Here is a 13,784-nt window from a genome sequence, read left to right on the forward strand (position 1 = left end):
TGACTCCTAACCGACAATAACAATTGAGGTACAGCCATGCGTGAAGTGGTGATCGTCGACAGCGTGCGGACCGGCCTGGCCAAGTCTTTTCGCGGCAAGTTCAACATGACCCGTCCGGACGACATGGCGGCCCATTGTGTCGATGCATTGTTGGCGCGCAACGGGATCGATCCGGCCAGCGTCGAGGACTGCATCGTCGGCGCCGGCTCCAACGAGGGCGCCCAGGGCTATAACATTGGTCGTAACGTGGCGGTGCTTTCGCAATTAGGTATCGGCACTGCCGGCATGACCCTTAACCGCTTCTGTTCTTCGGGCCTGCAAGCGATTGCCATCGCCGCCAACCAGATCGCCTCCGGTTGCAGCGACATCATCGTTGCCGGTGGCGTGGAATCCATCAGCCTGACGATGAAAAGCGTCAATACCGATCACCTGATCAACCCGCTGCTCAAGGAACAGGTGCCGGGGATTTACTTTCCCATGGGCCAGACCGCCGAGATCGTCGCCCGCCGTTATCAAGTCAGCCGCGAAGAACAGGACCGCTACGCCTTGCAGAGTCAGCAACGTACCGCACAGGCTCAGGCGGCCGGGCTGTTTGACGACGAGATCGTGCCGATGGCGGTCAAGTACAAGGTCGAGGACAAGAACACCGGTGCGGTGCAGATGCTCGACGGCGTGGTCGATCGCGACGATTGCAACCGCCCCGACACCACCTATGAAAGTCTGGCAGGCCTCAAGCCGGTGTTCGCTGAAGACGGCTCTGTGACGGCGGGTAACTCGTCACAGTTGTCCGACGGAGCCTCGATGACCCTGGTGATGAGCCTGGAAAAAGCCCTGGCCCTGGGCCTCAAACCCAAGGCGTTTTTCCGTGGTTTTACCGTGGCCGGTTGCGAGCCGGACGAAATGGGCATTGGTCCGGTGTTTTCGGTGCCCAAACTGCTCAAGGCCAAGGGCTTGCAGATCGCCGATATCGACCTGTGGGAACTCAATGAAGCCTTCGCCTCCCAATGCCTCTACAGCCGCAATCGGCTGGAAATCGATAACGAGAAGTACAACGTCAACGGCGGTTCTATTTCCATCGGCCACCCGTTCGGCATGACCGGTTCGCGCCAGGTCGGGCATCTGGTGCGCGAGCTGCAACGGCGCAGCCTGCGCTATGGCATCGTGACCATGTGCGTGGGTGGCGGGATGGGGGCGACGGGGTTGTTTGAGGCGGTGAGATAAGCGTTTAACCGAAGTTATTCGCTGCCAATCTGTGGCGAGGGAGCTTGCTCCCATCGGGCCCGGTAGGAGCTGTCGAGCGAAGCGAGGCTGCGATCTTTTGATCTTTCGCTTCGAACTCGATTGGCAGTGGAAAGATCGCAGCCTCGCTTCGCTCGACAGCTCCTACGGAGTCCAGCGGGAGCAAGCTCCCTCGCCACAGGGTTTGTCGCACTCTGTCTAGCTGGCGACTTGGGTCAGTTGCTGCATCCGCGCGATATACGCTTTTATCTCCCGTTCTGCTGCCTCGCGGCTGGCGAACGGGCCTTCCTGTGTGCCTTCTCGGGTATTGAAATAAAACTCGCTGTTTACCCGGCAGATCCGGTCGCTGCGAAAAATCGTCGTAGGGGCGGGATCCTGGGCGCGTTTGCCGAACATGGCGGTCTCCATAGGCAGCGGGGTCAATGTCATTTGAGCTTATGTGCAGTCCTTGATTTGCGCCTGGTCAGGCGATCGACGGCAACGACCCGTACAGTCCCATGGACGTCCACGGCCTAACTGTCCCTGTGTCCTGGAGCGATCCGCGCCTAGAATGGGAGCTCTTTGTCTTGAGCTGCGAGGGTTGCATGCACATATCGTCCGGTCGCTGGGTCTACGGCCTGTTCCTCGCCCTGCTGACCGCCCTGCTGTGGGGCATCCTGCCGATCAAGCTCAAGCAAGTGCTGCAGGTGATGGATCCGGTCACCGTGACCTGGTTTCGCTTGCTGGTGTCCGGTGGCTTGCTGTTCATCTACCTGACGGCCACTCGCCGTTTGCCCAGTCGCAAGGTGTTGGGCCCCCGGGGCGGCTGGCTGGTGGCAATGGCGGTGTTGGGGCTGGTTGGCAACTACGTGCTGTACCTGATGGGCCTCAATCGCCTGAGTCCCGGCACCGCGCAACTGGTGGTGCAGATGGGGCCGATCATGTTGCTGGTCGCCAGTCTGTTTGTGTTCAAGGAGCGTTTCAGCGTGGGGCAGGGCATCGGCCTGCTGGTGTTGTTGATCGGTTTCACGCTGTTTTTCAACCAGCGCCTCGGCGAGCTGCTGACTTCCCTGAGTGACTACACCGCCGGGGTCTTGATGGTGTTGCTGGCGTCGACGGTCTGGACTTTTTATGCCCTGGGCCAGAAGCAACTGTTGACGGTGTGGAATTCGTTGCAGGTGATGATGGTGATCTACCTGTTCTGCGCGCTGTTGCTCACGCCCTGGGTGCATCCGCTGGAGGCGCTGCAACTGAGCCCGTTGCAAGGCTGGCTACTGCTTGCGTGCTGCCTCAATACCCTGATTGCCTACGGCGCCTTTGCCGAGGCCCTGGCTCACTGGGAAGCGTCGCGGGTCAGCGCAACCCTGGCGATCACGCCGTTGGTGACCTTCGCCGCGGTGGCGTTGGCAGCCTGGTGGTGGCCTGACTACGTGCATGCCGAGCAGATCAATCTGTTGGGGTATGGCGGGGCGGTGCTGGTGGTGTTGGGCTCGGCATTGGTTGCCCTGGGGCCGTCGCTGATGGCCGGACTCAGGGCCCGGCGTGAGCGACTGGCTGTCGGGCGATAGACCGAGTCATCGTTCTTCGCGAGCAAGCCCGCTCCCACTTTGATTGAATCGATCACAAGATGGGTGTTCGACGCCAATCCTTGTGGGAGCGGGCTTGCTCGCGAAGACGGACTGTCAATCAACAGACATCTCAGCCCTGACTACCGGCCTCCAGCATATTTTCCGGCCGCACCCAGGCATCGAACTCTTCATCGGTCAGATACCCCAGTTGCAAGGCCGCTTCGCGCAGGGTAAGACCTTCGCCGTAGGCTTTCTTGGCGATTTCGGCGGATTTGTCATAGCCGATGTGTGTGTTCAGGGCGGTGACCAGCATCAAGCCACGTTCCAGATGCGCCGCCATCTGCTCGGCATCCGGTTCGAGCCCGGCGATGCAGTGCTGCTGGAAATTGCTGCAGCCATCGGCCAGCAGGCGGATCGATTGCAACAGGTTGTGAATGATCACTGGCTTGAACACGTTCAATTGCAAATGACCCTGGCTGGCGGCGAAACCGATGGTCACGTCGTTGCCCATGACCTGGCAGGCCAGCATCGACAAAGCCTCGCACTGGGTCGGGTTGACCTTGCCGGGCATGATGGAGCTGCCCGGTTCATTGGCCGGCAACTTCACTTCGGCGAACCCGGCCCGTGGCCCGGAGCCCAGCAGACGCAGGTCATTGGCAATCTTCATCAGGGTCACGGCCAGGGTTTTCAGTGCGCCGGACAACGTGGTCAGGGGCTCATGGCCGGCCAACGCCGCGAACTTGTTTGGCGCGGTGACGAAGGGCAGGCCGGACAGCGCCGCCAGTTCAGCGGCGATTGCCTCGCCGAAGCCGTGGGGCGAATTGAGTCCGGTGCCCACTGCCGTACCGCCTTGGGCAAGTTCGCAAACCGCCGGCAGCGCCGCACGGATCGCCCGTTCGGCGTAATCGAGTTGAGCGATGAAGGCTGACAACTCCTGGCCGAAGGTGATCGGCGTGGCATCCATCATGTGGGTGCGGCCGGTCTTGACCAGTTTCATGTGGCGCGCCGCCAATTCCGCCAGTGCGCCGGACAACTCGGCGATCGCGGGCAGCAATTGCTGATGGACCGCCTGGATGGCGGCGATGTGCATGGCGGTGGGGAAGCAATCGTTGGAGCTTTGGGAGCGATTGACGTGGTCGTTCGGGTGCACCGGGCTCTTGCCGCCGCGGGGATTGCCCGCCAGCTCGTTGGCACGCCCGGCGATCACTTCGTTGACGTTCATGTTGCTCTGGGTTCCGCTTCCGGTCTGCCAGACCACCAGCGGGAATTGGTCGTCATGCTGGCCGGCCAGGACTTCGTCGGCGGCCTGTTCGATCAAGCGCGCGATGTCGGCGGGCAAGTCGCCATTGCGGTCATTGACCCGCGCCGCGGCTTTTTTGATCAGTGCCAAGGCGTGCAGCACCGACAGCGGCATGCGTTCGTTGCCAATGGCAAAGTTGATCAGGGAACGCTGCGTCTGGGCGCCCCAGTAGGCTTCATCCGGGACTTCAACCTGGCCAAGGCTGTCGGTTTCGATACGGCTCATCGGGTCAAACTCCTGTAGGTCTGAATGCGCAGTTTAGGCCCTGAAGGGCGACACGGGTTCCCTCAATCATTTTTCGATCGTTTCGGCCCGTCAATCGGACGCGTAGAGCAATGGGGTTGAGGCTCGGCGTTTTTTAGGCGCAGAATGATCGCCCTTGGGGTTTTACCTCGCCTGTAGAAAAGGAAACTTGATGACCCGTCTTCGTGCCATCTGTACCGCAGTTGCTCTGGTGTGTGCCAGCAGTCCTGTTTTTGCCGATACCGCCAGCCACAACGCCAGTGCCGAAGAGTTCCTGACCCTGGCGCACGCCGACAAACTGGGTACCCCGGTGTACATGCAAGTGCAGCAGATGTTTGCCCAGCGCTTTGAGCAGACCAAGGCGCCCGAGTCGAAAAAAGCCACCCTCGAAACCTACCAGGCCAAGGCCAACGCCGCACTGGACCAGGCCATCGGCTGGAAGAAGCTCAAGCCGGACATGGTCAAGCTCTATACCTCCAACTTCAGCGAGTCGGAACTCAAGGAACTGGTGTCCTTCTACCGCTCGCCGCTGGGTAAGAAAGTCCTGGAAAAAATGCCCCAGCTGACCCAGCAATCGGCCCAGTTGACCCAGGCCAAGCTGGAAAGCGCAGTGCCGGTGGTCAACAAGCTGCTGGCGGACATGACCGCCGAGCTTGAGCCAAAAGCCGCCCCTGCCAAGAAAAAGCCGTAAGCGGAGCCCGGTATGAGCATGCAACAACGCATCGAATCGACGCTCGGGCTGTTGCAGCCCGAGCACCTGCAAGTGCTGGATGAAAGCCACATGCACAGCCGTGGGTTACAGACCCACTTCAAGGCCGTGGTGGTCAGCCATCAGTTCGAGGGGCTCAATCGCGTCAAGCGTCATCAGAAAGTCTACGGCACGCTGGGCGAGCTGATGGGTGAGTTTCATGCGTTGGCGCTGCACACCTATACCCCCGAGGAATGGGCACAGATCGATACAGCCCCGGCTTCGCCGACCTGTGCCGGGGGCAGCAAGCACTGATCTGCCGCGGCTGATGGCTGTAGGAACTGTAGGAACTGTAGGAACTTGTAGGAGCTGACGAGTGCAACGAGGCTGCGATCTTTCGCTTTGGACTCAATTGTCAGGGGAAAGATCGCAGCCTCGTTGCACTCGTCAGCTCCTACAGGGCACAGCCCAATGGGCCACATCCGGCCTTGATTGCAGTCCTGCAACCCACGTGTTTTTTGTTAGAATCCGCCACGCGCCTAACAGGGCGCGTTTTTTTTCGCATCCGGTTCACCCTTTGCGAGGGTAGCCACCTGGAGAAATACCCATGACACCATCCATTGTCGTGGCGGCACTGTATAAGTTCGTCACCCTTGAAGATTACGTCGAGCTGCGTGAGCCACTGCTCAAGGCCATGCTCGACAACGGCATCAAAGGCACGCTGCTGATCGCCGAAGAAGGCATCAACGGCACCGTTTCCGGCACCCGCGAAGGCATCGACGGTTTGTTGGCCTGGCTCAAGAACGACCCACGCATGATCGACATCGATCACAAAGAGTCGTATTGCGACGAGCAACCGTTCTACCGCACCAAGGTCAAGCTCAAGAAGGAAATCGTCACCCTCGGCGTCGAAGGCGTGGACCCCAACAAACAGGTGGGCACCTATGTCGAACCGCAAGACTGGAACGCGCTGATCAGCGACCCGGAAGTCTTGCTGATCGACACCCGCAACGACTACGAAGTGTCCATCGGCACCTTTGAAGGCGCGATCGACCCCAAGACCACCAGCTTTCGCGAGTTCCCCGAGTACATCAAAGCCAACTTCGACCCGGCCCGGCACAAGAAGGTCGCGATGTTCTGCACCGGTGGCATTCGCTGCGAAAAAGCCTCCAGTTACATGCTCGGCCAGGGTTTCGACGAGGTCTATCACCTCAAGGGCGGCATCCTGAAGTACCTTGAAGAGGTGCCGCAGGAAGAAACCAAATGGCGCGGCGACTGCTTCGTGTTCGATAACCGCGTGACCGTCCGCCATGACCTTAGCGAAGGCGACTACGATCAGTGTCATGCCTGTCGTACACCGGTGAGCGTAGAAGACCGCGCTTCGGAGCACTACGTGCCAGGCATCAGTTGTCCGCATTGCTGGGATAAGCTGAGCGAAAAGACCCGGCGCAGCGCCATCGACCGGCAAAAGCAGATCGAACTGGCCAAGGCCCGCAACATGCCGCATCCGATCGGCTACAACTATAAGCAATCACCTTCCGAGGCTTGAACCATGGCGCCACGCCTGCTCTATGTGATGGACCCGATGTGTTCCTGGTGCTGGGGTTTTGCACCGGTTGCCGAGGCGCTGGTCGAGCAGGCGCAGGCCGCCGGGGTAGAACTGCACCTGGTGGTGGGCGGTTTGCGCACCGGCAGCGGTTCGGCCCTGGAGCCGACCACCCGACGCTACATCCTCGAGCATTGGCAGGCCGTCACCCAGGCCACCGGCCAGACGTTCAAGCTTGAAGGTGCGTTGCCGGACGGTTTTGTCTATGACACCGAACCGGCCTGCCGGGCACTGGTGACGGCCCGTGGCCTGGCGCCGGACTTGGCCTGGAAGCTGTTGAAGCTGATCCAGCAGGCGTTTTATGTCGAGGGTCGTGATGTGACCCACGCCAGCGTCCTGGTGGAACTGGCCGAACAGGCCGGACTGCCACGCATCGAGTTCGCCGCAGCATTTGACCGCGCCGAGCAACATGCGGCCACTGCTGCGGATTTCACCTGGGTGCAGGATCTTGGCATCGCCGGTTTTCCTACGCTGCTGGCCGAGCGTGACGGTCAATTGGCCTTGCTTACCAACGGCTACCAGCCCCTGAGCCAGTTGTCGCCACTGCTGGGCCGCTGGCTGGAGCGCGCGGCCTGTGCCTGACCGGGCGGATGACGCATCCCTTGCGCCACGCGTCGACCGCTTGAGCTGGGCCGAAATCCGCCGTCTGGCCCTTAAACACAAGAAGGCCCTGTGGATCGCCAACGGCGTGGCCGTGCTGGCGACGCTGTGCAGCGTACCCATTCCGCTGCTGCTGCCGCTGCTGGTGGACGAAGTGCTGCTGGGCCAGGGCGACGCGGCATTGAAGGTCATGAACCATGCGTTGCCGAGCGGCTGGCAAAGCGCGGCCGGTTATATTGGCCTGATGCTGGTGGTGACCCTGGTCCTGCGATGCGGCGCTTTGCTGTTCAACGTGCTGCAGGCGCGATTGTTCGCCAGGCTGGCCAAGGACATCGTTTATCGCATTCGCGTCCGGTTGATCGAACGGCTCAAACGTATTTCCCTGGGTGAGTACGAAAGCCTGGGCAGCGGTACCGTGACCACGCACCTGGTCACCGACCTGGACACCCTGGATAAATTCGTCGGCGAAACCCTCAGTCGTTTCCTGGTGGCGATGCTGACACTGGTGGGCACTGCCGGCATTCTGGTGTGGATGCACTGGCAACTGGCGCTGCTGATCCTGTTGTTCAACCCGTTGGTGATCTACGCCACGGTGCAGTTGGGCAAACGGGTCAAGCATCTCAAGAAGCTGGAGAACGACAGCACCTCGCGCTTCACCCAGGCCCTGACCGAAACCCTGGATGCTATTCAGGAGGTGCGTGCCGGTAACCGTCAGGGTTATTTCCTGGGTCGATTGGGGACGCGGGCCAGGGAGGTCCGTGACTACGCAGTGAGCTCACAGTGGAAAACCGATGCCTCGAACCGCGCCAGCGGTTTGCTGTTTCAGTTTGGTATCGATATTTTTCGCGCAGCGGCGATGCTCACCGTCCTGTTCTCCGACCTCTCCATCGGCCAGATGCTGGCGGTGTTCAGCTACCTGTGGTTCATGATCGGACCGGTGGAGCAACTGCTCAATCTGCAGTACGCGTTTTATGCCGCCGGGGGCGCATTGTCGCGGATCAACGAGTTGCTGGCCCGTGCCGACGAACCGCAATACACCGGCAGTGTTAACCCGTTCCAGGGACGCGACACCGTGGGTATCGAAGTTCAGGGGCTGAGTTTCGGCTACGGCGACGAACTGGTGCTGAACCAGATGAATCTGTCGATTGCCCCCGGTGAAAAAGTTGCGATTGTCGGCGCCAGCGGGGGTGGCAAAAGTACCTTGGTCCAGTTGCTGTTGGGGCTGTACACGCCGCTGGCCGGGACCATCCGTTTCGGCGGTTCGACTCAGCAGGAAATCGGCCTGGAAACCGTGCGCGACAATGTTGCGGTGGTCCTGCAGCATCCCGCGCTGTTCAACGACACGGTGCGGGCCAACCTGACCATGGGTCGCGAGCGCACGGACGAGGCCTGCTGGCAAGCGCTGGAAATCGCCCAACTGCACCAGACGATCCTGAGTTTACCCAGCGGCCTGGACAGCATCGTCGGGCGTTCCGGCGTGCGTCTGTCCGGCGGGCAGCGCCAGCGCCTGGCCATTGCCCGGATGGTGCTGGCCGAGCCCAAGGTGGTGATCCTCGACGAGGCCACGTCCGCGCTGGACGCCGCCACCGAGTACAACCTGCACCAGGCGCTGGCGCGGTTCTTGAGCAACCGCACCACCTTGATCATCGCGCACCGGTTGTCGGCCGTGAAGCAGGCCGACCGGGTGCTGGTGTTCGACGGCGGACAAATCGCCGAGGATGGCGACCATCAGCAACTGATTGCTGACGGGGGTTTATACGCCAAGCTCTACGGGCATCTGCAGCAGCATTGATCGCCGGGGATCAATCGGATTCGGTTGAAGAACTCATTTCAGTTGCCGGACGCTTACGGCGCTGTCCCCATATGACGTTCAACGCATCGGCTCCGCGCTCATGACCGAACTCCTTCATGACAATCGCGCAGGATTCGCAAGGAGGCAGGGTGGTGGCAAGCGTGATCGACTTGATGTCTTCAGGGTTTGGATACTTTTCGCTGATGTAGGCAATCAGCTTGCTTTCACTGTCTGCGGAGGTCACTCGACTGAGCCTGTCCGAAGTGCCCGGAGCGTCCATCAGATGAGGGATCGCCAGCAATTTCCCATCGGCGCTCAGGGTGAGGGACGCAGGGTCAATCGCGTTCCGGATGCCATCAACATTAAAGTAAGTGGCGTCTTTGAAGGTGACTTGCGTATGGCCGCTGTGGGATTTGAACAGGGGCAGGTGCCGGGTGTAGTCCTCGATTCCGGAAACACTGACATATATTTCGTTGTTTCCTACTGCCGTGATGACGTCGGCAAAAGCTATGTTTTTTTGGTTCTTGGTTGGAAGGGTTTTTTGCAGTTCCTGCATGGCGTCATGGATGGTCACCGTTCGGCCGGTTGATTGAGACGGGCCTGCAATGGAGGGGGATGTAAAAAGCGCGTTGAAGATGTTTGCGGTTGATTTCTGTATGGCTTCGGGTGCTTGTGTGGTGGGTTGCCACACGGCTGCCCCGTTAGGTAAATCAGAGACAATCATTCTGGTGCGACGATCGAATAACACCGCCTCGGCGGGGTAGGTACTGACTTTCAGCCACTTCATATTGGAGGGCGGATGACTCGGTGCGCCAATGGGGATCGAAATTTCATCGATCTTGTCCAGTGCCCGTTCGACCTGGTCTCTGCCGTAGATTCGCGCGGCGTTGTTGGCGTTCAACGAACCGATGTACACCCGTTGCAGCTCTTCTCCCAAAGAGCCGGGCGTCAGGTCGCTTGGGCCAAGCCTTTTCAGACTCAGAGGAGACTCGACACTCTCAGTGGAGAGCAATCGGGTCATGTAATAATCATCCGTGTTCAAGCGGGTGAATATGTACGTGAAGTGCTCATCGATCGAGGGAATGATGAGCGCGCCGGTTTGATGGATATCGTCAATTTTTTCTGCCGAACCGGTTACTTTGATGCTGCCGTAAAGGCCGGTTTGAAATTCCAGGGTCGCCGTAATGGTTTCCCTGGGGATGGGGACTCTGCTGGAGAGACCGATCCATTGCGGTTTGCCTTTGTAGGTGTTGAGCTTGCCGTCCTTGAGTTCATAGATTTTCCCTTCGAAGGCGAGCAGGGCGCGATCATTGGGATGCTTGGGTATAGAGGGATAGAACGTTGCGTCACCAAACCAGGGCGCCCAGCTTAACTCGGTGCTGAACTCGCCCGCGGGTGGGCGCTCGGCAGGCTGGTCCGGCAATACATACCGGGTCTTGCACACCTCGTCTGGCGCACGCCGGACACGGCACGCAAGCTTCCTGAAGGGTGGACTGTCATCCGGGTGGCTGATGCGGCGCAGGGTTCCCGCCTTCAAACGATAGGGCACGTCATCCACATAAAAGAGGCGGCCGCCATCGACTTCAAGCACCTCTCGTACGCGGGCATTTTCTGGCAACTCGACAAGGACTTCGCTATCGGTTTGGGCTCGCGTGCTGAAGTGGGAGCGGCCCGGTGACACTTCAGCGCCCAGTTCAGGGCCGTAGGGCCGGGACGATAAAGGGTCAATCAACCGGTAATCAGCGCTGCCTGTGGCTGCGGTGTTGCGCACAGGAACATCGTCAATGCCGCGCACCGTGCTCAATTGGTCATTGATTGTCAGTGGACGCCAGCGGCCCGGATCCGTGACTTGGGACATGCCTTGGACGAAATCATATTGGCCGGCGCGCCCGGACAATGTCTTGAGGCTCAGATAGCCCTTTTTGCTGAACCGGTACACGCTCTGGCCGCCTGCTCGCAGCAAGGAGGCAATGCCGTCGAGCGGGTTCAGGGTGGCGTTGAGCAAACTACCTGTGAGCGTTGCAAAGGCAGGCAGCGCTTTGCCAATGCTCAACTTGCCCGCGGCGCTGACCAACTTCAGCGAGCCTGAGGCAAACTTGCCGATGGGCCGGGCGAAGACAACAAAATCAGTGAACAGGCCAAAGGCTCCACTCACCAGGCGATCACGGTCTCCCGAAGCCAGGTCTTCGATACTGCCCCAGAAGGGCACAAACATTTTTATGATTTCCAGGGTTTTTTCACGCTTGGCCTTTTGACGGTCGAATTCAGTTTCGCCATAACAACGGTCGTAGAGCTGTTTTTCGTCAACGAAAAGCAGCTTCTCGGCAATGTAGCAGGCCACGTCCAAGGTGATTTTCGATTCCAATGTCCGCGGTAGGCTATGGTCGGTGTCGCTAATATTCGATTCACCGAACGTGACGCCAAGCGGGTCCAGGATGGCTTGGCATTCTGCGTGAGCGTCGGGGACAGTGCCGTTTACATGGGCATCCCAATCGAACGGAAGGGTTTTATGGCGAAGAACATCCACACTCACCGCCGAGCCGCGGCTGACTCTCCAGTGTTCGATTTTGCGCTCTGCGCCGAGATGGTGTGGCTCAATATCCGGTCTTGGGCGGATCACCCCAGCCCGCGGGAGCAGTTCGTAGTACGAGGTTTTGCGCTGGCTCGTCGTTTCCAGAATGAAGCCATTACGCGCGCGCAGGGGCAGTGTCTTATCTTCGGTTTCATTGCTGGCTTCAATGCCCGTGGTTTCTTTTCTGAGGCTGTAGACCTTTATCACGCCCTGCTCCAGGGCTTGGCGATCAGCCAGGGGCAGTGATGCGAGCAGATGGATGATTAACGTGCGATAGGCGCTTCTGATGAAGCTGAGGTAGATGTCGAAATGGGTTTTGAACGTTTGCTCGATATCGGGGAGCGTTCGGTCCTGCTGGGGAATGGCGGTAAAACCGGGCCCGGCAAAGTTAGTCTGTAGGGTTGCATCGTGGTCAATCCTGAACCAGACATCGGTGATGACTTTTCCATCGGGCCGGGTGACGAACCATTTATGTTCGGTGAGTTGGCCGGATGCATACACATCCGCGAATGTGTAGGTTTGGGGGGCGAGTCTTCCGATGGGGCCACTGAGTCGAGTCACGGGGGCGGCATACGTGCTGGCCTCTTTCACCAGCTTCCTGCCATCCGTCACGAACCGGCCGTCTGCGAAGAGCTTCGCCATTTTAAGCCTGGCAATGTTCAGCCTCTCGGGGGGGCGGCTATCCAGCCAGTTGACCGCCCGGGTCAAGCTATCGATGGTGAAGTCAAGCTTTTCTACAGCAGTCTGTATCTCCGGCAGGGTGTAGTGCCCATCGGCCTTATGGGCAACCAGGCCGTTTGTCACGGCCCATTCCAGCATGGGTTTCAATCTTGTCAGGGTGACCAGTTTCAGGTCATCAGCCGTGGCTTCACTGGCGTATTGGCCAGGGAAGTCGACCAGTTGCTGGAAACTCAGTCTTTGCAGCAACGTCGGGTCGATCGCGTCAGCAAGATACACACCATGGGCAAAATTTACCCAGACGGTGGAGCTTCGATAAGGCAGCTGCGACGGTATATCGCGAATCTGGAAGTGTGGCGGGAACAAGGGTTGATAAAGACACGCAAGCAGAATGGATTCGTTCACTGTCGCGGCGCGTTTTGAAGACAGCAGATGCGCCTCGAACTCGGCCCGAATCTGCCCATAGCTTTTCCCCCAGTTGGACGAGTGTTGCCACGGGTAACCGGCGATACTGTCCGGGCTCTTGTTTTGGCCGTTTTCGAGCCAAAGACGAATGGCGTGGGCGAGCAACTTGGTGCATATCCCCGCTGCCGTGTCCTCGCCGGGGCTGCCGCCGAACCAGCCCAGTGCTTGCAATAACCTGGTTGCCAGTTTCCGGGCGTTCGTCGATTGCACAATAGCGTCCAGATACGCCGAAGGCTTCGCCCGGAATTGCGTCGTCGTCAATGTGTCGATATCCAAAGCGCCGAGGTAGGCCAGCAATGGGGTGTGCGGCGTAGGCAGGAATTGACGTACTGTGTCAGTGATCAGGTTTTCAGTGTGGGGGCTCAAGGCGTCGATGTTTATTCCATGTCCAAGTCCCAGCGTGTGGTGAGCGCGTTTCTCTTCCAGCGCATTTATCGTGGCGTTGCGTTGCTCGGTGTTTTGCGGATTGCAGGGGGTAATACCGTAAAACCAGGTCATTTGTGCAAATGTTACTTGGCCGTCGAAACGAATTTGCCCACCCAATAGTCGAGCGGTTTTTTCAACCTGTGCACGCAGGCCGTTCCAAGAGGGAGCGTTGTTCAGTGGAATCTGAATGGTGGTTTCTCTGTTCCTTGAAAGTGTCTCGTAGATGGCTTTGCCGTCTTTTAAAGTGACGATCAAGTGGTAATGAGGGGCGCTCAGCGTTTTGCACAACGCCTGATAGTTTTTGTCCTGGATGAGCGTGTGCAGTGCTCGTTGTCCGGTTTCATTTTCCAACGCCATGGGTGAACAAAGCCTGGGCTTGACCAGACTGTTGGCCAACGTCAGCAGCGGTGTCTGATGGTTTCGAACGAGCGATAACATGGCCTCGTAATCGCCCAGCAAACCCTGATGTTTTTCGGCATAAGAGGGTGTCGGGCTCAGGCTCGTTGAAAGGCTGGGGGCGGCGGTTGATTGCATATGGAGGTTCCCTGGTGATTAACGAACGTTTCTCTACACGCCTCGATAAAGTGCAAGGTCTAGAGAAGGTTCGTATCAAAACAGTCCAGGCAAA

General features: G+C 59.0%; 10 protein-coding genes. 7 read left to right on the forward strand and 3 right to left on the reverse strand.

The window, feature by feature from the left end; translation table 11 throughout:
- The first annotated feature begins 36 nt into the window (after nucleotides 1-36).
- Nucleotides 37-1,221 (forward strand): thiolase family protein, encoded by a 1,185-nt coding sequence (locus BMY45_RS11555; protein WP_092397611.1) that lies wholly within the window; start codon nucleotides 37-39, stop codon nucleotides 1,219-1,221.
- Nucleotides 1,222-1,437: 216 nt separating this feature from the next.
- Here BMY45_RS11555 and BMY45_RS11560 read toward each other — a convergent pair whose 3' ends face one another.
- On the reverse strand, nucleotides 1,438-1,635 hold the full coding sequence (locus BMY45_RS11560) for a DUF6316 family protein (protein WP_092397613.1): 198 nt from the start codon (nucleotides 1,633-1,635) through the stop codon (nucleotides 1,438-1,440).
- Nucleotides 1,636-1,823: 188 nt separating this feature from the next.
- Between BMY45_RS11560 and BMY45_RS11565 the strand changes: the two genes are divergently transcribed.
- A complete protein-coding gene (locus BMY45_RS11565) occupies nucleotides 1,824-2,786 on the forward strand; it encodes a DMT family transporter (protein ID WP_092397615.1) in 963 nt (320 codons plus the stop codon).
- A 130-nt stretch (nucleotides 2,787-2,916) separates the two neighbouring features.
- Here the strand turns inward: BMY45_RS11565 and BMY45_RS11570 are convergent, their stop codons facing one another.
- Entirely contained in the window at nucleotides 2,917-4,311 is a 1,395-nt protein-coding gene (locus tag BMY45_RS11570) for a class II fumarate hydratase (protein WP_076385794.1), read from the reverse strand.
- Between the two features lie 190 nt (nucleotides 4,312-4,501).
- On the opposite strand from BMY45_RS11570, the gene BMY45_RS11575 reads away from it, so the two are divergent.
- The 5 genes from BMY45_RS11575 to BMY45_RS11595 all read left to right on the forward strand — a co-directional run bounded on the left by BMY45_RS11575 (nucleotide 4,502) and on the right by BMY45_RS11595 (nucleotide 9,015).
- Nucleotides 4,502-5,020, forward strand: a complete 519-nt coding sequence (locus BMY45_RS11575; RefSeq protein WP_092397617.1) for a DUF2059 domain-containing protein — start codon at nucleotides 4,502-4,504, stop codon at nucleotides 5,018-5,020.
- Nucleotides 5,021-5,032: 12 nt separating this feature from the next.
- The gene (locus tag BMY45_RS11580) at nucleotides 5,033-5,332 is read left to right on the forward strand and encodes a BolA family protein (protein ID WP_047226295.1); all 300 of its coding nucleotides are present in this window, start codon (nucleotides 5,033-5,035) and stop codon (nucleotides 5,330-5,332) included.
- A 292-nt stretch (nucleotides 5,333-5,624) separates the two neighbouring features.
- Nucleotides 5,625-6,566, forward strand: a complete 942-nt coding sequence (locus tag BMY45_RS11585; RefSeq protein WP_092397619.1) for an oxygen-dependent tRNA uridine(34) hydroxylase TrhO — start codon at nucleotides 5,625-5,627, stop codon at nucleotides 6,564-6,566.
- Nucleotides 6,567-6,602: 36 nt separating this feature from the next.
- Nucleotides 6,603-7,205, forward strand: a complete 603-nt coding sequence (locus BMY45_RS11590) for a DsbA family protein (protein WP_171061403.1) — start codon at nucleotides 6,603-6,605, stop codon at nucleotides 7,203-7,205.
- Entirely contained in the window at nucleotides 7,198-9,015 is a 1,818-nt protein-coding gene (locus BMY45_RS11595) for an ABC transporter ATP-binding protein (RefSeq protein ID WP_092397621.1), read from the forward strand. Before BMY45_RS11590 ends, BMY45_RS11595 begins: the two co-directional genes overlap by 8 nt.
- A 10-nt stretch (nucleotides 9,016-9,025) precedes the next feature.
- Here BMY45_RS11595 and BMY45_RS11600 read toward each other — a convergent pair whose 3' ends face one another.
- Nucleotides 9,026-13,690, reverse strand: coding sequence for a deaminase domain-containing protein (locus BMY45_RS11600; protein WP_092397623.1), 4,665 nt, complete (start codon nucleotides 13,688-13,690; stop codon nucleotides 9,026-9,028).
- Nucleotides 13,691-13,784: the final 94 nt, after the last annotated feature.

The organism is Pseudomonas sp. NFACC39-1 (genome assembly GCF_900110355.1).
Lineage (GTDB): Bacteria > Pseudomonadota > Gammaproteobacteria > Pseudomonadales > Pseudomonadaceae > Aquipseudomonas > Aquipseudomonas tehranensis.